This window comes from Sulfitobacter sp. JL08, assembly GCF_003352045.1.
Taxonomy (GTDB): domain Bacteria; phylum Pseudomonadota; class Alphaproteobacteria; order Rhodobacterales; family Rhodobacteraceae; genus JL08.
In genome coordinates, this window is record NZ_CP025815.1 from 588,912 (window position 1) to 612,124 (window position 23,213).

The following is a 23,213-nucleotide window of genomic DNA, read 5'->3' on the forward strand; positions in this document are numbered from 1 at the left end:
ATCCACGGCGACCCGCAGCGATCAGGTGGCTTCCACTTTGTCCCGCTCAGGAACTCGGAGCGTGTCATGAGCAGCTTTTCCGTCACCGAACCGTCAAAACGCTCCAAATGGCTGGCCGGGTCACTGGTGATCCTCTATGCGCTGGTCACAATGTTGCCGCTGGCCTGGATCATGTTGACCGGGTTTAAATCACCCGCTGACGCGATCAGTTATCCCCCCAAAATGGTGTTTGAACCTACGCTGGAAGGGTATGTAAACCTGTTCACCACCCGAACACGGCAAACGCAGGACTTTCTGGCCAACAACCCCCCGGAAAACTGGGCAGACGAAATTGTGCGCCAGTACGACATGGTGATCGTCGGGCCCTCGAAATTCGGAGAGCGGTTCATGAACTCGGTTATTATCGGGTTTGGCTCGACGTTTCTGTCGGTTTTTCTGGGCACGCTGGCGGCTTATGCGTTCAGCCGGTTCAAAATTCCGCTGGCTGATGATCTGCTGTTCTTCATCCTGAGTACGCGCATGATGCCCCCCATCGCGGTCGCGATCCCGATTTTCCTAATGTATCGAAATATCGGCCTGTCAGACACGCATCTGGGTATGATCCTGCTTTATACAGCAGTGAACATCTCGCTTGCGGTCTGGTTGCTGAAAGGATTCATCGATGAAATCCCGCGCGAGTATGAAGAGGCCGCGCTGATCGATGGGTACACACGGTTTCAGGCCTTTTACAAAGTCGTCCTGCCACAAGCCGCCACCGGCATCGCGTCAACGGCGATTTTCTGTCTGATTTTTGCGTGGAACGAATATGCATTTGCGGTCTTGCTGACCTCGGCAACGGCGCAGACCGCGCCGCCCTTTATCCCGACGATTATCGGCGTTGGCGGGCTTGACTGGCCGGCGGTCGCCGCAGGGGCCACAATTTTCCTGCTGCCGGTGATGATCTTTACCATCCTGTTGCGCAAACATTTGCTGCGCGGGATCACATTCGGGGCGGTGCGCAAATGATCCTGTCCGCCCCACTTCCCTACGCGGTTTATGCCATAGCCCTGAATGCCACGCACGTCGCAAGCTTGCGCAAGCCTACCCGCCATACAGGAGCATCAATATGACGTGGTTCATCAACGGACTTTTGCGGTTCCGCCGGGGACCGTGGGAAATGCTGGCGACCATCATCATCAGCCTTGGGGTCTTTATGCTGATGCAACCCTTCGTCATGTGGGCGTTCACCTATTCATTCATCACAACGCTTGTCGGCACGGTGATGTTCATCATCGTTTCGCATTTTCCGGAGTAATCCCTTGGCTCAGATCGTCATCAAAAACGTGCGCAAGGAATTCGGCGATTTCGTTGCGGTCAAGGAAAGCTCCTTCACGATCGAAGATGGTGAGTTTTTCATGCTGCTTGGCCCGTCGGGCTGTGGCAAGACCACCACGCTGCGTATGATTGCCGGGCTGGAACTGCCGACTTCGGGCGAGATTTTTCTGGACGGAGAAGAGATCGGCCAGCGCCCGCCATCGCAACGTGACATCGCATTCGTGTTCCAGATGTTTGCGCTTTATCCGCATCTGAACGTATACAAGAACCTAAGCTATCCTTTGGTCAGTCAGGGCATGCCACGCGCACAAGTGCGTGCCAAGGTTGACGAGGTCGCGGGAATTCTGGGCATCCGCGACATTCTAAAAAAACCGGTTGGCGGTCTGTCGGGCGGGGATCGCCAGCGTGTGGCGCTGGGGCGTGCGATTGTGCGGGAACCCAAAGCGTTCATGATGGATGAACCATTGGGCGCACTGGATGCCGAGTTTCGTGAACACATGGCCGAAGAGTTGCGTGCGTTGCATGACCGGATGGGGGCAACAACTGTATACGTGACCCATGATCAGCTGGAAGCAATGCAGATGGGCGACAAGATTGTCGTGATGAACAATGCGGTCGTCGAACAATTCGGCACGCCGCAGGAAATCTACGATAAACCGGCCACCAGGTTCGTTGCCGATTTCATCGGCTCTCCGTCTATGAACTTTCTGGAATTTTCGGGTTCCTATGGCATTGGTGCAACCTCGGTCGCTTTGGATGGCGAAGAAATGGGCGTGCCGGCGTTACGCGAGCCGGCCCAAGGTGATCTGACATTCGGCGTGCGCCCCGAACACATCCGGTTGTCCAGCGAAGGCGGCTACCGCGCCAAGGTGATTGCAACCGAATATCTGGGCACGACGCAGATCGTCACTCTGACCACGCGCAACGGCGATATAAAGGCGCGCATCGGATCAGAGCAGCCTGCGACCGTGGGCGAAACTGTCGGGTTAAGTTTTCTGGATCACACGATTACGCTTTTTGATCGCGCATCCGGTCGGGCCCTGCGCTCTGCCCTGAACGAAGGGGTGCTGGCCAATGGCTGAAGTCGAACTGGAAAACGTCTCGAAGTCCTTTGGTTCGACCAAAGCTGTCACCGACATGAACCTGACAGTGCCGGACGGATCTTTTGTTGTGTTGCTGGGGCCGACCGGGGCGGGAAAAACAACCACCTTGCGCCTGATCGCGGGGCTGGAAAAATGCGACGCGGGCAACATCCGCATCGGCGGGCGCCGCGTGAATTCCGAAACGCCCGCACAGCGCGATGTGGCGATGGTGTTTCAGCAGTATTCACTTTATCCGCATCTGACAGTGCGCGAAAATCTGGCGTTCCCATTGCGGTCCCCGATCCTGAAGACACCCGAAGCCGAAATTACCCGCAAAGTGCAGGAAGTGGCCGAAGTGCTGCACATCCCTCACAAGCTGGACAACAAGGCGACTGAACTGTCGGGGGGCGAAATGCAGCGCGTTTCGATCGGGCGCGCACTTGTGCGTGACCCTGCGATATACCTGATGGACGAGCCGCTGAGTTCACTGGATGCCAAATTGCGGGCCGATCTGCGGATCGAATTGAAACGCATTCATGCCGAGCTTGCCTCGACCCTTCTGTATGTCACCCACGATCAGATCGAAGCGATGACAATGGCCACCCATGTGGGCGTATTGAACGAAGGTCTTCTGGTTCAGTTCGGAACCCCCCGCGAAATTTACGAGAACCCCAACACAGCCTATGTGGCCGCCCGTCTGGGCCAGCCCCGGATCAATTTGTTGCCGGTGGGGCTGTTTGGGGAAAAAGCCCCGCCGGGCGCGCATCAGGTCGGATTGCGCCCCGAAAACATCCGGCACGGTGACGGGCGCGACGCCACCGTTGTGCGGGTTGAGCATCTGGGCGATCAGACCCGCCTGCACCTGAAGCTGAATGATCACGATGTGACCACGCTGACAGATCCGCATTCGACACTGGTGCCGGGCGAAACCATTCAGATTGCGCCCCAGAATCCGCTTTTCTTTGACGCCCGGGGCGCGCGCATAACCTGAGAAAGGATATCATATGGCACAGTTTGTGAACGCAAAGGATGATCTGGTCAAAGAAGCCATTGACGGTGTTCTTGCCTGTTCGGGCGGCACGCTGGCGCGGCTGGATGGATATCCCCATATCAAAGTTGTTTTCCGGTCGGATTGGGATCGTTCGCGCGTCGCCCTGATTTCGGGCGGCGGATCGGGCCATGAACCTGCTCACGCGGGCTTTGTTGGCCCCGGCATGCTGACAGCTGCGATTTGTGGCGAAGTGTTCGCGTCGCCCTCGGTCGATGCCGTTCTGGCTGGTATTCTGGCGGTCACGGGCGCAGCGGGATGTCTGCTGATCGTCAAGAATTACACCGGGGACCGTTTGAACTTCGGTCTGGCGATGGAGCGTGCGCGCGCCCTTGGACGCAAGGTTGAAATGGTGGTTGTGGATGATGACATCGCACTGCCTGATCTGCCACAGCCGCGGGGCGTGGCGGGTACGCTGTTTGTTCACAAGATCGCCGGTGCGCTGGCCGAGCAGGGCAAGCCGCTGGAAGAGGTCACAGCCGCCGCGCGCCGGGTCATCGCAAACGTCGCTTCGATCGGCAAAAGCCTTGATACCTGCACCGTCCCCGGATCGCCCAAGGAAAGCCGGATACCGGCGGGCAAAGCCGAACTGGGGCTTGGCATCCATGGCGAACCGGGTGTGCAGCAGGTCGATTTTTCGGGGGCCGAGGACGCAATGGGGATCGTACTGGACAAGCTGCGCCCGCACGTGACGGGCGGACCGTGTGTGGCGCTTCTGAACAACCTTGGGTCGACCACACCGTTGGAAATGTCTGTCCTGTCGCATGCACTGGCCCAGTCGGGATTGGCAAGCCATGTGATTGGCCCCGCACCGATGATGACGTCTTTGGATATGCACGGGTTTTCGATTTCTGTGTTGCCGGTGAACGATGCAGAGATGGCGGCGCTGGCCGCGCCTGTGCCGATGGCGGCATGGCCCGGCATTCACGAACTGGGTCAGGTTCAGGTCGTGCCGTTGCCCGACAGCCTGACGCCGATTGAACCGATCCCGTCGGTCAATGACCGGACGCGGGCCACGATAGAACATGTGGCCGATCTGCTGATGGCCGCTGAGGCCAGATTGAACGAACTAGACGCGAAATCCGGGGATGGCGACACCGGCAGCACGCTGGCCACGGCCGCGCACGCCCTTAAGGGCAGTCTGGATAGGATGCCGCTGGCCGATCTGACGCAGCTTTTCCCGGCGCTGGGCAACGAGTTGAGCCAGACAATGGGCGGCTCTTCGGGGGTGATCCTGGCAATCTATTTCAACGCCGCGGGGGATGCATGTGCCAATGGTGCCCCGGTCGAACGCGCCTTGCGCGAAGGGTTGCAAAGGGTCAGCGATGTGGGCGGTGCGCGGGTTGGCGACAGAACCATGATTGATGCGCTGTCGCCTGCACTGGATGCCCTGCGCGAAGGTCTGGCCAGTGCGGCCCTGGCGGCGCGCGCCGGTGCGGATGCCACAGCGGGTATACATCGGGCCAAGGCAGGGCGGGCGGCTTATGTGCCGTCCGAAAACCTGAAAGGTCACAACGACCCCGGCGCCGAAGCCGTTGCGCTGGTTTTCGAAGGGCTGGCCAGTTCCCTGAAGGAGTGAACCTGTTTGATTGATCAGGATATCAGATCGTTGAAGAAACCGACGGTGAACGACATTGCCCGCGTGGCAGGCGTGTCGCTTGCCACGGTCGACCGTGTGCTGAACATGCGCCCCGGCGTGCGGTCTGTCACGATTGAAAAGGTCAATTCGGCCATCGCACAACTGGGATATGTGCGCGATACCGCTGCCGCCAATCTTGCCCGTCAGCGGTTTTACCGGCTGCTGTTCATCCTGCCCGAAACCGGCAATGAATTTGTCGTGGCGCTGGAACAGGCGATTGCCGAACAATCCGCCAAACTGCACCACTTGCGCACGACCCTTGAAACACTGTCGGTTCCGCCGTTTGATCCGCAGGCAATAGTTGATGCTCTGGACGGTCTTGATCCCGGGCACACAGACGGTGTGGCTGTATTTGGTCCCGAAACGCCTTCGGTGCGCGATGCGGTCAGACGCGCCCGCGCCCGTGGAATAGCGGTTGTGGCGTTCGTGTCGGATTTGCCAACGTCGGACCGGCACCATTTTGTCGGCATCGACAACATCGCCGCCGGACGCACCGCCGCCAGCCTGATGGGGCGTTTCGTGCGTGGGCCGGGGCGTATTCTGGTCATCACCGGTTCACGTCTGGCCCGCGACCATCTTGAGCGGCGCACAGGATTTGACGCCTTGATGAGCGAAGAATTCCCCGATCTTGAAGTCGTTGCCTCGATCGAGGGGCGCGATGACCCCGAACTGATCCTGAAAATGCTGCCCGGCGTTTTTGAGGCCTATCCCGATATCTGCGGCATCTATTCGTCGGCGGCGGGCAATCCCGGTTTGATCCGGTTTCTTGAATCCAGCGGCCCCAAGGACAATCTGGTGGTGATTGCGCACGAATTGACGCCCGCCTCGCGTTCGGCGCTGGCAAGCGGTGTGTTCGACGCGATCATTTCGCAGGACACCGGGCATCTGGTGCGTTCGGCTGTGCGGTTGCTGAAAGCAACGGCTGATCAGGCGCCGTTCGACCAGACACAAGAACGCATACGCATCGACATTTATCTGCGGGAAAACATGCCCGCGGCAAAATTCTGAGAACGGGAGGATCAGATTATGAAAACCATCAAGGGACCGGCGCTGTTTCTGGCGCAGTTTGCGGGCGACGACGCCCCGTTCAACAGCTGGGATTCCATTACAAAATGGGCGGCAGACTGCGGGTACAAAGGTGTTCAGGTGCCCAGCTGGGATGCGCGACTGTTTGATTTGGCAAAGGCTGCGGACAGCAAGACATATTGTGACGAGTTCAAAGGTCAGGCCGCAGCCAACGGGGTCGAGGTGACCGAATTGTCGACCCACCTTCAGGGCCAGCTTGTGGCGGTACATCCGGCCTATGACACAGCTTTCGACGGATTTGCCGATCCGTCGGTTCACGGCAATCCGAAGGCGCGACAGGCCTGGGCCGTAGATCAGGTGATGAAAGCGATCACGGCATCCAGGAATATGGGCATCGGTGCGCACGTTACCTTTTCCGGCGCGCTTGCGTGGCCTTATGTCTATCCGTGGCCGCAACGCCCTGCCGGATTGATCGAAACCGCCTTTGACGAACTGGCCGCGCGCTGGCGGCCCATTCTGGATCATGCCGAAGAAAACGGCGTCGACATCTGCTATGAAATCCACCCCGGAGAAGATCTTCACGACGGCGCAACATTCGAGATGTTTCTGGAGCGGGTCGACAATCATGCACGCTGCAACATGCTCTATGATCCCAGCCACTATGTGCTGCAATGCATGGATTATCTGGACAATATCGACATCTACAAAGACCGGATCAAAATGTTCCACGTCAAGGATGCCGAATTCAATCCGACGGGACGCCAGGGGGTTTATTCGGGATATCAGCCCTGGGTCGACAGGGCAGGGCGGTTCCGGTCGCTGGGCGATGGGCAGGTCGATTTTGCGGCGATCTTTTCCAAGATGGCGGCCAATGATTTTGATGGCTGGGCTGTGGTCGAATGGGAATGTTGCCTCAAACACCCCGAAGACGGCGCGCGGGAAGGGGCACAGTTCGTGTCTGACCATATTATTCGTGTAACCGAGCGCGCCTTTGACGATTTCGCCGATGGTGGCACGGATGACGCTGCAAACAGGAAAATGCTGGGGATCGGGTGATGCTGGCCGGGTTCAACCTGCTGTTATGGGGCACCCATCTGACGGATGACCTGATGCCGAAATGTCAGGCCGTGCGCGATGCAGGCTATGACGGTGTCGAAATTCCGATTTTCGAAGGGTCCGCCCCGGATTATCGCGCGATTGGTCAGCGCCTGTCCGATATGGGCTTGCGCCGCACTGCGGTTGCGGTCGTTCAATCCGAAATGGCCAATCCGATCAGTGATCAGGCCGATCATCGCGAGGCCGGTATCGATTTTCTGAAATGGATGGTCGATTGCGCGGCAGAAGCGGGTGTTGAAACACTGTGCGGCCCCTTCTTTCAGCCGCTGGCGGTTTTTTCGGGAACCGGGGCCACCCGCGCGGAATGGGACAGATTGGTCACCGCTCACAAGGCAATGGCCGATCATGCGGCGGGTACAGGTGTGGCACTGGCGGTTGAGCCGCTGAACCGGTTTGAATGCTACGCGCTTAACACGCTGGACCAGTCGGCAAGGCTGGTCGAACAGGTGGGTGCGGAGCACTATGGCTGCCTTTTTGATACGTTCCACGCCAACATCGAAGAACGTGACGTTGGCGCGGCGATCCGCGCGGCGGGGCCTGCGATCAATCATGTGCATGTGTCGGAAAATGATCGCGGTGCGCCCGGCGCAGGCCACATGAATTTCGCCGAAGCTTTCGCGGCGCTGAAATCCACCGGCTATGATGGCTGGCTGGTGGTCGAGGCATTTGGTCATGCCTTGCCGGATCTGGCCGCGGCAACGCGGGTTTGGCGCCCGCTTTTCAAGGATGAACAGGATGTGCTGTCGGGCGGCATCCGGACGATACGCGACGGCTGGGCCGCCGCTTGAAAGGAGAACGAGATGGGTGACAGGATCAGACTGGGCATGGTCGGTGGCGGCAATGATGCCTTTATTGGCGCCGTCCACCGGATTGCCGCGCGGATTGACGACAAATACGAACTGGTGGCAGGCGCGCTTAGTTCGACCCCCAAAAAATCCCGCGCCAGCGGCGAGGCGCTGGGCGTGCCGCGCATTTACGATGATTTCAAGCAGATGGCGATCCGCGAGGCGCGGCGCAAGGACGGGATCGAGGCGGTCAGTATCGTCACGCCAAACCACGTACATTTCGCAGCCGCGCGCGAGTTTCTGAAACGCGGCATTCACGTCATATGTGACAAACCGCTGACATCTACCCTGAGCGATGCCAAGAAGCTGGTCAAAGCGGCAGAAGCCTCTGATGCCCTTTTTGTGCTGACCCATAATTACACCGGTTATCCCATGGTCCGGCAAGCACGCGAGATGGTCGCCAATGGCGATCTGGGTGCGATCCGCGTGGTGCAGGTGGAATACCCACAGGATTGGCTAAGCGTCGAACAAGATTTCAAGCAGGCCAACTGGCGCACCGATCCCAACCAATCTGGTGCGGGCGGTTCGACCGGCGATATCGGGACGCACGCGTTCAACCTGGCGTGCTTTGTGACCGGATTGGAGGTCGACAGCCTGAGCGCCGATCTTCAGGCATTCGTTCCCAGACGTCTGGTAGATGACAATGCGCATGTGATGCTGCGGTTTGCCGGCGGCGCGCGCGGAATGCTGTGGTCAAGCCAGGTTGCCCCGGGCAATGAAAACGCGCTGCGCATCCGCGTATACGGCGAAAAGGGCGGGCTGGAATGGGCGCAGGAAGACCCCAATTATTTGTGGTTCACGCCTTTTGGCGAACCTAAACGCCTGATCACCAGAAATGGCGCCGGTGCCGGTGAAACCGCCGCCCGTGTCAGTCGCGTACCACCGGGCCATCCCGAAGGCTATCTGGAAGGGTTTGCCAATATCTATTCCGAAGCAGCCGAGGCAATCATTGCTGCGCGAAGCGGCAAAGCCCCTTCCGGCGCGGTTCTCTATCCGACTGTCATGGACGGGTTGAAGGGTGTTCAGTTTGTATCGGCTTGCGTCAAGTCATCGGCCCGCGATGCGGCCTGGGTCAAGCTGGATCACTGATGTTTCTGGGGCTTGATCTGGGCACGTCAGGTGTCAAGGCGCTTTTGATTGGCGATGATCAGGAAGTGATTGCGGATGCCACGGCCCCTTTGGCCGTTTCGCGTCCGCATTCCGGCTGGTCCGAACAGGACCCGGCGGATTGGCTTGATGCCACAACGGCCGCGCTGACGGCACTGGGCGCGACGCGTGATTTGTCAGCGGTCAGGGGTGTCGGATTGTCGGGCCAGATGCACGGAGCGACCCTGTTAGACTCTGCGGACCAGCCGTTGCGACCGTGCATTCTGTGGAACGACACCCGCGCCCATGCCGAGGCTGCCAACCTGGATGCAGACCCGAAATTCCGTGCACTGACAGGCAATATCGTGTTTCCGGGCTTTACTGCGCCCAAGCTGTTGTGGTGCCAGCGGCACGAGCCTGACATTTTCAACCAGATTGCCAAAGTCCTGCTGCCAAAGGATTATCTGCGGCTTTGGCTGACCGGTGCCTATGTGTCGGAAATGTCCGATGCTGCGGGCACCGGCTGGCTCGACACAAAAAAACGCGATTGGGATGATGAATTGCTGGCCGCCACCGGATTGACCTGTGATCACATGCCGGCGCTGATTGAAGGGTCCGACGTGTCGGGCGATCTGCGACCTGAAATCGCAAAACGGTTCGGTCTGAAACCGGGTATCCCCGTCGCGGGTGGCGCGGGTGACAATGCCGCTTCGGCCATTGGTGTCGGTGTGGTGCGCGCAGGCGAGGCATTCGTTTCGCTGGGAACGTCCGGTGTTCTTTTTGCGGCCAATGATGGTTACGCGCCCGACCCGGATACAGCGCTGCACACATTCTGCCATGCCTTGCCGGGGCGCTGGCACCAGATGGGGGTGATCCTTGCCGCCACGGACGCGCTGGCGTGGTATGCCCGTCTGGTGGGTGGGACGGCTTCACAGTTGACGGACGGTTTGGGGCCGTTGCGCGCCCCCGGCCGGCCCATATTCCTGCCCTATCTGGGGGGCGAACGGACACCGCATAACGATGCGCATATTCGCGGCGCGTTTCTGGGCCTGGAACACGCCACAGACCGTGACGCCGCCACCCGCGCCGTGCTGGAAGGGGTCGCCTTTGCGTTTCGGGATTGTCATGCAGCTATGGATGCCACCGGAACCCGGATTTCGCGTCTAACAGCCGTGGGCGGTGGGGCCGCATCGCAGTATTGGTTACAGGCCATTGCAACGGTTCTGAATTTACCGATCGACGTTCCGGTAAAAGGCGATTTCGGGGCTGCGTTTGGCGCGGCACGTCTTGCCATGATGGCCGCCGGACAGGGCGGCATCGAACTGGCGCACCCGCCCGAAATCAAACAAACAATCGAACCCGAACGCGCATTGTCGGACGCATTCAGCGAAACCTACGACCGTTACAAGAAAACCTATCGCGCCCTGAAGGAGCTGCCATGACTGATTTTTTCCAAGGCATTCCCGCTATTACCTTTGAGGGTGAGGAAGGCACCAGCGACTTTGCCTATCGTCACTACAACGCCGATGAAATGATTCTGGGCAAGCGGATGGAGGATCATCTGCGCTTTGCCGTCGCCTGGTGGCACAGCTTTGCCTGGCCCGGGGGCGATCCGTTCGGTGGCGCGACATTCGAACGCCCTTGGTTCGGTGAAACCATGGATTTGGCGCGCATGAAGGCAGACGCCGCGTTCGAGTTGTTCGCAATTCTGGGTCAGCCCTTTTTTTGTTTTCACGATGCAGACATTCGCCCGGAAGGCGCCGATTTTGCGGAAGCCACCCGCAATCTGGAAGAGATTGTCGATTACATCGGGCAAAAAATGGAAGCCGGTGGCCCAAAACTGCTTTGGGGAACGGCAAATCTGTTCACACATCGCCGGTTCATGGCCGGCGCAGCGACCAATCCGGATCCGGATGTCTTTGCCTATTCAGCGGCAACGGTGAAAACCTGCATGGATGCCACGCTGAAACTTGGGGGCGAGAATTACGTGCTGTGGGGCGGGCGCGAAGGCTATGAGACCCTGTTGAACACCGACCTCAGACGCGAACGCGATAATGCCGGGCGCTTTTTGCAGATGGTCGTCGAATACAAGCACAAGATCGGCTTCAATGGGGCCATTCTGGTCGAACCGAAACCGCAGGAACCTTCAAAACATCAGTACGATTATGATGTGGCGACCGTGTATGGCTTTCTCAGGGAATTCGGGCTTGAGAATGAGGTGAAGATGAACATCGAACAGGGTCACGCCATTCTGGCTGGGCATTCGTTCGAACATGAACTGGCGATGGCCGCGTCGATGGGTATTCTTGGTTCGATCGATATGAACCGGAATGATTATCAATCGGGCTGGGACACCGACCAGTTTCCCAACAACGTACCCGAAATCGCACTGGCCTATTATGAAATTCTGAAAGCCGGCGGGTTTTCAAGCGGCGGCACCAATTTCGATGCCAAGCTGCGGCGGCAATCGCTGGATCCGGCCGATCTGGTTTTGGCCCATGTCGGTGCGATGGATGTCTGCGCGCGTGGTTTGAAGGCAGCGGCACGGATGCTGGAAGACGGCGGTTTGGAAGACGCGCGACAAGAGCGCTATAGCGGATGGGATACTGCAGCCGCTAAACAGCATCTGACAAACGGTCTGGATGGATGTTTTGACTACGTGATCCAGAATAGCCTGTCGCCCGAACCCCGATCCGGCCGGCAGGAAAGACTTGAGAACCTGATCAACAGGTTTGTTTGAACGTTTATATCCGGCGGGCTCGGACCCTGTAGAAAAAGGACCAAAACGCCATGCAAGGCACGATTTGTGGTCTGTTCCACTACCCCGTCAAAGGGTTGAGCGCGCAACCGCTGGATATGGTTGATCTGGTTGCCGGTCAGGGGTTCCCCTTTGACCGGGTGTTCGGGTTTGCGCGACCCGATAGCGGTTTTGATCCCGAAAACCCCAAACCGCTGCCGAAAACCAAATTCGTGGTTCTTGCGCGCGATGCCGCATTGGCCACACTGATGACCCATTTTGATCCGCAAACGGGTTGTCTGAAAATCCTGAAGCAGGGCAAGACCTATCAGTTCGATCTGGCAAAGCCCGAAGGGCGTATGGATGCTGCGGCTTTGCTGACCGAACATCTGGCGTTTCCAGCGGATATGCAGCCAACGCTTTATTCGGCAGACCCGCACAGGTTTACAGACGTTTCCGTGGTGTCGCCCGCAATGATGAACGCGGTTTCGCTGATCAATCTGGACAGTGTCGCCGCGTTTTCAGAAACGCTCGGATACCACATCAGCCCGGCCCGGTTTCGTGGCAACATCCATTTCTCCGGATTGCCCCCGTTTTCGGAACTGGATCTGACCGACCGAATTCTGGAAATCGGTGATGTCCGTCTGAAGGTGGTTATGCGCACGAAACGCTGCCCGGCAACCGAAGTCGATCCTGTGACCGGTGCGCGCGACCATGATGTGCCGTCGCTCTTGAGGGCGCATTACGGCCATTCTGATATGGGTGTTTACGCCGAAGTGCAAAGGGCAGGGCGCATCCGCCCCGGCGATGCTTTGCGCCTGTTGTGAAAGGGTGAAGTTTGTTGTTCAGGTTGAAAGCCTCTGCAATGACTTTGGTCCCGACAGTCAGGCCCGTCTGTCATGCCGGGTTTAAAGCGGCGGCTTTAGAAAAGGATAATTCATGTGGAACCTGTTGGCGGATGTTGGCGGCACACATATGCGGATCGCGGCGGCGTCGCGTGCCGGTGATATCCTTGATCAGAAATCTTTTCCGTCCAAGGGTGGTGCCGGATTTCTGAGCGCTTGCGAGGCAATGATCGCTGAACGAAAAAGCACACCAGCGGCCGCGGTCGTAGCTGCCGCCGGAGTGGTCACGAACGGTGCTGTGCGGCTTACCAATTCAGACCAGTCCTTTTCCGAGTCCGATTTGGCCCGTGTCTGCGCAACAGCAGACGTCACCATACTGAATGATTTTGAAGCGGCCGCTTGGTCTCTGGTGAGCGTGACCGACGCGGATACAACCTGCTTGCAGGGGCCGGTAGATATCCCGGCCGGACCGCGTGTGATCATCGGGCCGGGCACGGGTCTGGGTGTCGGGGCGTTGATCCGGGCGCATGATCGGCCACATGTCATTGCCGGTGAAGGCGGCCATATAAGCCTGTCGCCCCGCTCTGCTGACGATCTTAACTATTTCGAACACCTGGTTCGGCTTTGGCCAGACGTGCGCATGGGGCAAGGCATAGCCGTCGAGGCAGAAGCGGTTTTATCCGGCACCGGGCTTCCGGTTCTTTATCGTGCAATTGCTGCGGTGCATAAAACATCAGACGAAATACGCAACGCCAAACAAATCTTCGATGCCGCCCGCGCCGGAACGGACGAAGCCGCGCAGATCGCCGTTGATCTTTTTCGCAGATATCTTGGTGCGATGGCAGGTGATCTGGGGCTGGTCTACGGGGCCAGCGGCGGCGTTTTTGTAACGGGCGGGCTTGCGATCTCCAACCCATGGATATTCGATCAGGCCTTTCTGGATGCGTTCAACGCGGGTGGCCGCCACAGTCACTGGCGCAAGCAACTGCCGCTCTATCTTTACCGAAACTCTGATTTTGGCCTGATTGGCGCCCGCAACTACCTTGCATCGCGTTGGGCTGATGACGCCGGGCAGAGAGATTGATCCTCGGCCTTTGAATTGGCCCGCGCCAAACGTCAGGAAACATCAACCTGTTTGAAATGCCATGCGGTTCTTTACTTTCAATGAGTTGTCGCCTTGGCATTGAACATTAAGATGCGCTGAGCATTATCTAAAAAATCGACCTTTAAGAATTGCGGCGGGCGGCATGTCCGCTCGAAGCCCAGAGCAGACCTCTTCCAAATTTCGATCGTGCGGACGCGGCAAAAGCTTTCCATCCCAGTCTGGTTGAACCAAAATGCCTCGTGGCGAGAACTTCAGCTGACGGGCTGGAGTGTTGTGATGGCTGTTGATCAACCGCGTCTCAGGTTTGAACTGTACTCAGCCTTTCGCAACGGCCAATGGTTCGAGAGCTTTCGCTGATCCCAACGGTAAGCCGGCCTGATGCGCACGCGCCACGAGTTGTGCCAACAACGACTTATCCTGAAACAGTTCCTGCGATATGATGTAGTCGCCGCTCAGACTCTGATCTTCCAGCATCGAAGCGCTGATCTGGTCCCGCGCGTCCAGTATCCGATCCAAGGCAACCAGTGCCGCTGCCTGATAAATGCGACTGCGCCGGGTCTGATGCGCCAATGTGCGCCCCGCGGTCAAAACTTCCTCATACTGACCCAAAGCATAATGCGCCGCACAGCGTTCCTCTGTCACCCAAACTGGCAAGAAAGGGTCGAGCACACTAGCCTTGTCCAATAGCTCCATGGCTTTTTCAGGCGCTCCGGCAAAAGTATGAAACGCAGCACATCGACCCAGAATATAGGCATCATTAGGGGCCAACTGCACAGCTTTCTCATGATAATATCGGCTGGCTTCGAAATCGCCGTGGTTTTTCAGTTTGATTATACCCATGATACGATGCGCTTCGGGGTCTGTCGGGTCCAGTTCAAGCGCCTTCGTTGTGTCGCGTTCAGCCTTCAGAATATCGAAATCTGCGAGATACGACGCGGTACAAACCCGCATCGCATAAATGCGCCCGAAATTCGGATCCAGCTTGATTGCCTTGTCAAACCATTCCAGGGCCTCAAAAACATGTTTATTCGTGACTCCAGCTAAGCGGTGCAGATCTATTGCGCGCAGGTAGCATTCATACGCCGACATGTTCTCGGGTCGCTTTAGCTGCGCCGCACGCATGGCCGTGTGTTCAATTCTGCCCGCAACCGTGGCGGTTACTCGCCCAGTAATTTCGTCAAGCATGTCAAAGACACTTTCAAAATTGCCCTGCATCCGGTCCGACCAGATGATTTGCCCGTGTGTCGTCTCGGCAAGAGATGTGTTGAACCGAACTTGTGGTCCCATTTTTCGGATCGAGCCGGAAAGAACGTACTCAACGCCCAGCGAGTCACCAATCTCAACCACATTGGTTTTCGTATTTGCATCCGCGGCCGACCGTGAAAGCACGAAAAGCCCGTGAATTCTGCTCAGTTCCAGTGTCAGATCATCTGTCAGCCCTTCGGCGAGAAATTCCTGATCTTCATTTGCGGAAGACGCTGTCGAAAACGGCATCACCAGCACAGAATTGGGCCGCTTCGTAGCGATCTGAGGTGATGCTGTTGGCACGATGCCGTATCTGGCCCTGTCAGCCGCTGTTTTAACGCGAAAGATCTGCATCGGGCTTGAAACACCCTTGAAGTGCTGTGCACCCAGATCGTCAAAAACACACGGAGAAACTCTTTTGACCTGGTCGAAAAAGGGGGGCGATACATCTATCGCGCCGGGCGCTGCATTGGTCTGGATCCGCGCAGCAACATTCACCCCGTCGCCACGAAGATCTGTACCCTGAACCACGACGTCGGCAAGATGTAATCCAATCCTGATAACAGATTGCGAGCATCGTTTGTTCCGAGCTATCGCAGCACGTGCTTCAATGGCCGCCTGCAATGCGTTCACAGGACTAGAAAATTCAGCCAATATCGAATCTCCGGCTGTGCCAAATACCCTGCCAGACTTCGCTTCAGCTGCCTGTCTTATCTCATCAAGGCAGGCATTATTGCTAACCAACGCCTGCTCTTCGTTAGCTTCCATAGCTGGCGTTGATCCGACGATATCCGCCACCAAGAGTGCTGAAAGACGTCTTTCCATTCTTCAATCATACAGAAAATTTGAGAACTTCTCTACGTTTCGTTAACGCGCGCTCGACAGGATGAGCTTGCTCAGAGTCAAATCCGACACCGCTCAGCGTAATCGGTCAATCTCCTTTTGAAGGCGCCTTAGTTCCTTCAGTCGGTCGGTTCCCATGCCACCATACGGCTTACGCCATCGATAATTTATTCGCCCGGCATCTGCGCCCGCCTGATCGCATCAATGCGCGGCATTCCTGTGCTCACCGAAATTCTCAATGGATGTCCTGTCTGCATCTTCATGCATTTGTTTGTGTTGGCGATGTGCGTCCCGCGCAATCCCTCCAGTTCATCCGGCAAAGCGCAGCTATTATTCGCTGCGGCTTGCGCCAATGGCTGTTGAGCTGAGAAAGCGCGCCGCTTGCCCAAGCAAACGAACAGGCCTTGTACTCATGTTAACGAAGCAAGGTTGAAGCTAATTCTTTCGCTTACGGCTTTGTCCGGCAACATGCTCAACAGCGCACGATCGGCAAAGTCTTCGAAACCGGGCACCTCGGATTGCAGGGAGGAGTACGAGCAAGCGGCGCGCTTTTTGTGACCAAGCTGAACGGCGACAGCGCATTGAAAGGCACGCGTCCAGAAATTCTGCTCAACGTGATCACTGAAAGCATAAGCATCGGCGGTGTGAAAATCTTCCTTACCAAAGCTCGTCAAAAAAGCCGATGCAGATGAAAAGAATGAATTCATGCCTTTCGTCGCTGTCGATGATGGGTCCTGTCGACCAACCAGTGCGCGGTGCAAACAGAGATCTGCCTGCGCGGAGCCGACCCAATTTATCTGCTCTCCTTCGTCGCCGGCCGGATCCAGGGCAGATGCGCCATTCACCACCAGTTGATAGTAGGAGAGCGCAAGGCGCGCATAGGGTTGAAAAGGGTCCATTTCAACGGCGCGTTCCGCTTCATCAAGATGCTTTTTGCAAATGGTGTCGACCGCGCCCGTCGCAAAGCAATAATTTGCCCGAAGGGAATCGACCCGCAGCGCAGTCAGCAACGGAGAGTCCAAAGCCGATCCTTTGACATCAAGCAGGTTTTGATGTGCCGAAGCCAGCAAGGTTCTGTCTTGTGTCGCGATGAAACGAAAGAAGCTTTTCGCAACTGCCAGACGGCTTTTGGGCGCAATGTCGGCAAGAACAGTGGGCAGTACGCCTGTCAACGGGTCGGTCAGATACACAATCGCATCTTGTAACTGTCGCGCGATGCCTGTCCTGGCCATACACGCGGACAATTGCGTTTTGCAGATTGGTGTCCTTTGCCGTGTATTCCAGACTTTAATGACAAGCGGATCGTGCGGCTTGCCCACGATCAATTCGGCCAGAAACCCTAACGCCCCCCTTTGGGCATTTTCCAGTGCGTCTTCGGTCGATTGTGATGCCAACCAAACGCTTCTGATTGCCCCATCGTGAAGCAAGGGTGCTTGCGTCAATAATGACGCAAAGCCTTTTTCGATTTGAAAGCCGGTTTTCCGGCTTTCGAGAGATGTCTCGGAGGTTACGGTCCATGCAAAACTCGGGGTTTCAGCCTCGTGGTGGGCGATCGTTCCATGTTCGGCAAAATTCGTCCTTAGTTTCAGACAGTAGCTGCCACGCGGAATAAACAGAACGCGTGGGCGCAGTAGGCCTGGACCCTCATAAAATTGCGCCAAGGCCTTTCGGAGGCGGGATACCGCGACGCGCACATGTGCGTCGATATCTGGCTGGAGCGCCTGATCAAGCTCCAGGCATTCAAACGCAATATCGTATTGACTGACGCCAACCTCAAACTCCGTTTTGGTGAGAAACCTGAGAATGCGGCAGTTTTGGGCGCTGAACATCTGAGAGGGATGCCCCAGAATGAAATCAACCTCGGCTTCAAACACCCGATCCGTTTCAGAGTCGGACGTTAGTACAGATTGAACCATCTAGATCGCCTTGAAGTCAAAATTCCATATCTGATGCCAGCTTCAGAATAGCACGTTTGTAACGTTATGTAACTAATAAGCGAACCGCGTTCTTCCTAGGTTTTTCCTGTCTCAAGGAAAAATCTGGGGAGCCGCAGATATTGCGTTTCAAAACTGATACATTGTCTGAACGCGTTATGCTGTTGGTTGCATCAGTTTCCGTTTGTTTTCCCTTGTCCGCCAGATCCGAAGAAACCGCCTTTGACTACGGTGAGATTGAAGGATTGTTCGAACCGGCAGGTGTACGAGACGGATATCTTTCATTTGGTTTGATTGATGTTGCTTTTGGTTCCTACAGTGATTGGAAGCAGAACTTTTCCAAGAAATACGGTCTGTCCTACCTCATTGAAAACCGGCTGATCATGCAATGGGGTGACGGTACTGACATATACGACAACGAGCTTAACCTCATCGCGCGACAGGATTTTCTTGGAAGTGTACCTGGAGAATTTTCCTTCAACATCTGGGGGCAGTTTGCCAACACCTTGGGCAGAAATACGGGGGCAGAGTTTCAAAGCGACTTAGGTGTTCTGTCGCCGTTGAACGGGGGAAATTCTGGTCCTGACACCTCGAACCAAATTCTTCAGATGTTTGCTGTGGAATATGTTAGTCCGGACGAAAGATGGCGGGTTCAGGCCGGCAAACTGGCGCTGCGTACACTATTGAACCTGAACCGATATGCACATGGCGACAGCGAAACGTTTTTCTCGCCCATGCTCGGCAATAACCGGGTTGTGCCTTACACAGCGTTGTTGGGCATTGGGGTATACGGCCAATACCAAACGGATAACTGGTCTTTGTCGGGGCTTGTACGTGCACCGGATACCGACCTTGGGCTTTCGACCGATGCTTGGCGTGACGGTGATCGGGGCTACATAATCGAATATGCCCTAACTCCGGAAATCAAAGGCGTTGGTGCGGGCGTGTATCGGCTGACCTGGTCTCTTGACGAGGCGAATGCCAGTTTGCCGCGCATGGAAACCTGGTCATTGAGTCTGGATCAAGACTTTGGCGAAAGATTTGGTGGATTTTTCCGCTATGCCGAAGCGGACAACACCATTCGAGATTTCGAACGCCGGGTTGCTGTCGGTTTTCAAGTGAAGAAACCTTTCGGTTTTGAACATGACAGGATCGGTGTTGGAGCATGGTGGGGCGATCCGACCGACAACAGCCTGAATGACGAGAGAGGGTTTGAGGTCTTCTACAGAGCTCAGGTCAGCCCGTATCTCCAGATCACTCCAAATGTGCAGTTTGTGGACGACCCAGCGCTTAGCAATGAAAGCAGCGAAGTCATCTTTGGTCTGCGATTGCGACTTAACCTATGACACAGAATGAGGATTCATCATGAAAAGACTGCTATTAAGCTGCGCACTCGCTGCGATACTTCCGACGATCGCAATGGCGCAAGTCGTGAGTTTGGACGAGCCCAACGAACAAGACCCGATAGATCAGGGGGTTGAGCCGCTTATTCGATTGAATGCGGATGACCCCAGCTATGATATCTGGAAAAAGATCCGTGAAGACATCTCGGAAGGACGCGAACCCGGACCCATCAACATTCAGCGGTTCACAGGAGGGTTTCCGTGGCAGGGCATGCTGACGTTCTTCCATTTGCCCGTTGCGCTGACACCCGAAGACCTTCAGGCGGGACAAGTCGAAGTCGCGATCTTTGGCGCCGAAATGTATAACGGAATGCGCGTGCAGTCCTATGGCCCCATGGAAATGCGCGCTCCGATGCACGTCTGGATATTCATCTGAAAGATGCGGACATACGCAAACACATGGTGGCATTGATGCAGCACGTCATGTCCACCAGCGTGCGGGAACCCACCGACGCAGAACTGACAGAACACCTGAAAGAAAACCGCGAAAGATACATGACGCCAAGAAGAATTACGTTCGAGCACGTGTTTTTTGAAGGCGATGTGTCCGAAGCCGATGCATGGTATCAAACCACTCTCTCGCACGGTGAAATCCCGACTGATGTGGGTGATATTTTCTGGCTGGGCCGTCGGATGGAAAAGTATTCTGCAAGCCAGTCGCTGACGGTTCTGGGGAACAAGTTCGTGAAACAGTTGATGGACTTGCCCTTGAACGAGTGGTCAAAGCCCATTCAATCAGCAAGAGGTGTCCATCTCGTCCGTGTCGAAGAAGTTCATGAACCCGAGGCACTGCCCGCTAAAGAGATGCAGTCTCGATTGCGGGAAGATTGGAAAAAGAACAAGGAATTCGCTGTTTTCAAAGATCAAATCTCCGAGTTTGCCCAAGGCTATGACATCATTTTGCCGGATGAAACGGCGGCGCACACGGTGGCCTCGCGCCATGCGACACAGGCAGGCAAGGTTTGGAAGGCCAAGGCAGCGGTCAGCTTGGATTGAGATGGCCCGTTTAGGGGCTGCTTTCGGAAACTGGTCGGGCCGAAAGCCTTTGTTCGTGGCTGGGTTGCCGCGGTTGAATTTAGTTCTTTGCGGCCTTATCGGACAGTTTTATGAACTCGATCCTGTCTGGGGGCGCGTCCGAATTTGCGGGCATATTCTCTCGAGAACTGAGCCGAGCTTTCGTATCCCACCCCGTAGGCAATCTCCGACACTTTTGAGCCGGTGGTTTGAAGCTTGTTGCGGGCATGTAGCAAACGCAGGTCTTTCTGGTATTGCAGCGGCGAGGTTCCCGTGACGGCCTTGAATTGTTCGAAGAAGGCCGAACTGCTCATACCTACTCTTCCGGCAAGCTCTCCGACAACGAGGGTTTTGCTCAGATCTGACCGGATTTCGTGCGTCGCTGCGAAAATCCGGCTGGCTGTGTTCTCGTGCCACACCAGTTTCTGAAGCGTGCCGCCATGCTGTCCTATCAGCAGGCGGGCATGGATTTCCCGCGCCGTGATCGGTGCCAGCACGTGTCGCGTCTCTTCGGTTTCGCTCTGCAGAAAATATCGCAACAGGGCGCCTTCCATCTCGTCATCGGAGTCTGCGAGACAAATTGAAAAAGGATCCGACACTCGGTGGGCGGATGACTGCGGCAGGGACGGGGCCAGGGCGCGTAGAAGATCCAGATCAAGTGGGAACACGAGAGCAACGTAGGGATATTCGGGAGTGGCATCGGTGATCCTTGAGACAACGGGCAACGCGTTGCTGACGATAAGCGACTGCCCGGCCTGCACGGAGAGCGTTCTGGTGCTGGTCCCAACCTCTTTTGCGCCCTGCAAGACAGAGCACAACAGCGGGCGGTAAACATTTGCGTCGTGTTGAGTGGTCGCCGGGTGGGTGAGAAAAACCGTCCCGCTCTCCTTATGCGTCAGCACACCCTGCGCAATCCCCGCATTGTGAAGCAGCGTCCGAACGTAGTCCAATAATGGTTGAGGGCCCATGAAAGCCTCCTGTGGTTCGCCCCATCGTTAGCATTGAATCAATAAATGCTCTTACCAAAAGATGCTATATCTAGAGGAATATACAATAAAAACGGAGAAAATTGAAAGATATATCCGCATTGGATGATTATCGTGTGTAAATTAACCTGAGGAACAAAGATATGAATACCATTCTTATCACCGGGGCCTCGTCCGGTATCGGCGCGGCAACCGCACGTCATTTTCAAACGAACGGTTGGAATGTCATTGCCACGATGCGCAAGCCCGCGGGCGACACGGGTCTCGCGGCTTTGGAGAACGTCCATACGGCCCGGCTGGATGTGACTGATGCAGACTCAATTACAACAGCCGTGAGCGAAGGCATCGAGCGATTTGGGCATATTGATGTTCTGCTGAACAATGCAGGCTACGGCGCCTATGGCGCGTTGGAGGCGTTCACGATGGATCGCATCCGGCGTCAGTTCGACACCAACGTGATCGGGTTGATGGAAGTGACCAAGGCGGTTCTGCCTCATTTCCGTCAGAACCGGTCTGGCACGGTGATCAATATCTCGTCCATCGGTGGACAGATCACATTTCCGCTCGGCGCGCTCTATCACGGCACCAAGTTCGCAGTAGAGGGGCTTTCAGAGGCACTGCATTACGAGTTGGAGCCTCTCGGCATTCGCGTCCGTATCGTCCAACCTGGCATGATAAGGACGAACTTTGGTGGCAGTTCTTTCGATTTCGCGATGGATGAGAATCTGCCAGACTACGCACCAATGGCCGAAGCCATGGGGCGCCTGTTTGGCAAGCTGTCCACAAACCCTTCTGCGCCCGAAACCGTCGCGCAGGTTATTTGGGATGCTGCCAACGAGAAAGGAAGTCGCCTGCGCTTTCGCGCCGGACCTGATGCCGAAAACCTGCTTGATGCCCGCAAGCAACAGGATGACGAGACGTTCATCGGTGGCATCAAGCACAAGATGGCTCTCTGAGGGGCCGCCCAGTCATTCATAGAAATAGGTGATGATCCATGTACCGCAAAGCAATCGAAAAAGGTGGTCTGGCCGTTGTAACCGGGGCGGCAAGCGGTGTCGGCAAAGCCGCAGCGCAACGATTTATACAAGATGGTTTAGGAGTTGTGCTGGTCGATCTGGCGGGTGAGGCCCTGGATAGAACCGAGGCGGAATTGCGCGATCAGGCAGGTGCGTCCGCAACCGTTCAGGCCGTTCCGACCGATGTCACCGGCTACACTGCCGTGAATGCCTTGGCGGATCAGGCCTTTGCGCTCGGCGAAGTTGCAGTCCTGATGAACAATGCCGGTATCGCGTTACCGACCAGCAGTTGGGAAAACGTGGAAAACTGGCGCAAACTTTTAGACGTCAATCTCTTTGGCGTCATGAACGGTGTGCATGCTTTCCTCCCGCGCATGATCAAAGCTGCGCGCCCGGCCGTGGTGATCAACACGGGGTCAAAACAGGGGATCACCACACCACCCGGAAATCCTGCTTACAATACCAGTAAAGCCGCCGTGAAGGTCATGACGGAAATGCTGGCTCACGACTTGCGACAGGCCAAGGCGGAAGTTACCGCCCATCTGTTCGTGCCGGGCTTCACCTATACCGGTATGATTCAGAAATTCATGCCCGAAAAACCTGCCGCCGCCTGGACGAGCGAAGAAACAATTGACTACCTGCTGAAACGTATGTCGGCCGGAGATTTCTATATTCTCTGCCCGGACAACGATGTGTCCGAAGCGCGTGACGTCAAGCGCGCTGAATGGGCCGTGGGGGACATTATCAACAATCGCCCGGCTCTTTCACGCTGGCATCCCGATTATGCTGATGCCTTTGCAGCACACGAGGCCTCGGAATAGCCGCACCAAAAGTGAGTTCGTGAAAAATACACCGAAAGTGCCGTTGGATGGAGCGGGTAAGGCTGTTGCCTATTTAAAAAGCTTACACTTCATTTTGAAACCCGGTGA

The 23,213-nt window shown here is 56.3% G+C and carries 21 protein-coding genes and 1 pseudogene; 18 read left to right on the forward strand and 4 right to left on the reverse strand.

Going from position 1 to position 23,213, the window contains the following annotated elements; genetic code table 11:
* Positions 1-66 precede the first annotated feature (66 nt).
* The 13 genes from C1J05_RS03070 to C1J05_RS03130 all read left to right on the forward strand — a co-directional run bounded on the left by C1J05_RS03070 (position 67) and on the right by C1J05_RS03130 (position 13,822).
* Positions 67-1,005 (forward strand): carbohydrate ABC transporter permease, encoded by a 939-nt coding sequence (locus C1J05_RS03070; RefSeq protein ID WP_114868981.1) that lies wholly within the window; start codon positions 67-69, stop codon positions 1,003-1,005.
* A gap of 100 nt (positions 1,006-1,105) precedes the next feature.
* Entirely contained in the window at positions 1,106-1,294 is a 189-nt protein-coding gene (locus tag C1J05_RS03075; protein WP_114868982.1) for a hypothetical protein, read from the forward strand.
* A gap of 4 nt (positions 1,295-1,298) precedes the next feature.
* On the forward strand, positions 1,299-2,396 hold the full coding sequence (locus C1J05_RS03080) for an ABC transporter ATP-binding protein (RefSeq protein WP_114868983.1): 1,098 nt from the start codon (positions 1,299-1,301) through the stop codon (positions 2,394-2,396).
* On the forward strand, positions 2,389-3,387 hold the full coding sequence (locus tag C1J05_RS03085; protein ID WP_114868984.1) for an ABC transporter ATP-binding protein: 999 nt from the start codon (positions 2,389-2,391) through the stop codon (positions 3,385-3,387). Before C1J05_RS03080 ends, C1J05_RS03085 begins: the two co-directional genes overlap by 8 nt.
* A gap of 13 nt (positions 3,388-3,400) precedes the next feature.
* Positions 3,401-5,023: a dihydroxyacetone kinase subunit DhaK gene (locus tag C1J05_RS03090; RefSeq protein ID WP_114868985.1), complete on the forward strand. Its 1,623-nt coding sequence runs from the start codon at positions 3,401-3,403 to the stop codon at positions 5,021-5,023.
* Between the two features lie 6 nt (positions 5,024-5,029).
* Positions 5,030-6,091 carry a LacI family DNA-binding transcriptional regulator gene (locus tag C1J05_RS03095; protein WP_254684689.1) on the forward strand — a complete coding sequence of 354 codons (1,062 nt, stop codon included), beginning with the start codon at positions 5,030-5,032 and terminating at the stop codon, positions 6,089-6,091.
* A gap of 18 nt (positions 6,092-6,109) precedes the next feature.
* Positions 6,110-7,165, forward strand: coding sequence for a sugar phosphate isomerase/epimerase family protein (locus tag C1J05_RS03100; RefSeq protein ID WP_114868986.1), 1,056 nt, complete (start codon positions 6,110-6,112; stop codon positions 7,163-7,165).
* Positions 7,165-8,013, forward strand: coding sequence for a sugar phosphate isomerase/epimerase family protein (locus C1J05_RS03105; protein ID WP_114868987.1), 849 nt, complete (start codon positions 7,165-7,167; stop codon positions 8,011-8,013). Before C1J05_RS03100 ends, C1J05_RS03105 begins: the two co-directional genes overlap by 1 nt.
* A gap of 12 nt (positions 8,014-8,025) precedes the next feature.
* The gene (locus C1J05_RS03110) at positions 8,026-9,159 is read left to right on the forward strand and encodes a Gfo/Idh/MocA family protein (protein ID WP_114868988.1); all 1,134 of its coding nucleotides are present in this window, start codon (positions 8,026-8,028) and stop codon (positions 9,157-9,159) included.
* A complete protein-coding gene (gene xylB / locus C1J05_RS03115; protein WP_114868989.1) occupies positions 9,159-10,598 on the forward strand; it encodes a xylulokinase in 1,440 nt (479 codons plus the stop codon). The genes C1J05_RS03110 and xylB overlap by 1 nt, the downstream gene beginning before the upstream one ends.
* On the forward strand, positions 10,595-11,896 hold the full coding sequence (gene xylA / locus C1J05_RS03120) for a xylose isomerase (RefSeq protein WP_114868990.1): 1,302 nt from the start codon (positions 10,595-10,597) through the stop codon (positions 11,894-11,896). The genes xylB and xylA overlap by 4 nt, the downstream gene beginning before the upstream one ends.
* 50 nt (positions 11,897-11,946) lie before the next feature.
* Positions 11,947-12,720: an MOSC domain-containing protein gene (locus C1J05_RS03125; protein ID WP_114868991.1), complete on the forward strand. Its 774-nt coding sequence runs from the start codon at positions 11,947-11,949 to the stop codon at positions 12,718-12,720.
* A 112-nt stretch (positions 12,721-12,832) separates the two neighbouring features.
* Positions 12,833-13,822 carry a glucokinase gene (locus C1J05_RS03130; protein ID WP_114868992.1) on the forward strand — a complete coding sequence of 330 codons (990 nt, stop codon included), beginning with the start codon at positions 12,833-12,835 and terminating at the stop codon, positions 13,820-13,822.
* Between the two features lie 336 nt (positions 13,823-14,158).
* Here the strand turns inward: C1J05_RS03130 and C1J05_RS03135 are convergent, their stop codons facing one another.
* The 3 genes and pseudogenes from C1J05_RS03135 to C1J05_RS03145 form a co-directional block, all read right to left on the reverse strand.
* Entirely contained in the window at positions 14,159-15,913 is a 1,755-nt protein-coding gene (locus C1J05_RS03135) for an adenylate/guanylate cyclase domain-containing protein (RefSeq protein ID WP_114868993.1), read from the reverse strand.
* A gap of 96 nt (positions 15,914-16,009) precedes the next feature.
* Positions 16,010-16,149: pseudogene (locus tag C1J05_RS22210) on the reverse strand (IS3 family transposase); the annotation flags it as partial.
* Between the two features lie 192 nt (positions 16,150-16,341).
* Positions 16,342-17,847, reverse strand: a complete 1,506-nt coding sequence (locus tag C1J05_RS03145) for a hypothetical protein (RefSeq protein WP_114868994.1) — start codon at positions 17,845-17,847, stop codon at positions 16,342-16,344.
* A 140-nt stretch (positions 17,848-17,987) separates the two neighbouring features.
* Between C1J05_RS03145 and C1J05_RS03150 the strand changes: the two genes are divergently transcribed.
* The 3 genes from C1J05_RS03150 to C1J05_RS03160 are packed head-to-tail and all read left to right on the forward strand — an operon-like array spanning position 17,988 to position 20,264.
* A complete protein-coding gene (locus tag C1J05_RS03150) occupies positions 17,988-19,211 on the forward strand; it encodes a carbohydrate porin (protein ID WP_162797896.1) in 1,224 nt (407 codons plus the stop codon).
* A gap of 19 nt (positions 19,212-19,230) precedes the next feature.
* Complete coding sequence (locus tag C1J05_RS03155; RefSeq protein WP_162797897.1) at positions 19,231-19,644, forward strand: hypothetical protein; 414 nt, start codon at positions 19,231-19,233, stop codon at positions 19,642-19,644.
* A gap of 35 nt (positions 19,645-19,679) precedes the next feature.
* Positions 19,680-20,264, forward strand: a complete 585-nt coding sequence (locus tag C1J05_RS03160) for a peptidyl-prolyl cis-trans isomerase (protein ID WP_205389040.1) — start codon at positions 19,680-19,682, stop codon at positions 20,262-20,264.
* Between the two features lie 95 nt (positions 20,265-20,359).
* Here the strand turns inward: C1J05_RS03160 and C1J05_RS03165 are convergent, their stop codons facing one another.
* Positions 20,360-21,250, reverse strand: coding sequence for an AraC family transcriptional regulator (locus C1J05_RS03165; protein WP_114868998.1), 891 nt, complete (start codon positions 21,248-21,250; stop codon positions 20,360-20,362).
* 161 nt (positions 21,251-21,411) lie between these two features.
* Here C1J05_RS03165 and C1J05_RS03170 point away from each other — a divergent pair, with 161 nt between their 5' ends.
* On the forward strand, positions 21,412-22,224 hold the full coding sequence (locus C1J05_RS03170; protein WP_114868999.1) for an SDR family oxidoreductase: 813 nt from the start codon (positions 21,412-21,414) through the stop codon (positions 22,222-22,224).
* A gap of 38 nt (positions 22,225-22,262) precedes the next feature.
* The gene (locus C1J05_RS03175) at positions 22,263-23,105 is read left to right on the forward strand and encodes an SDR family NAD(P)-dependent oxidoreductase (protein WP_114869000.1); all 843 of its coding nucleotides are present in this window, start codon (positions 22,263-22,265) and stop codon (positions 23,103-23,105) included.
* Positions 23,106-23,213 lie beyond the last annotated feature (108 nt).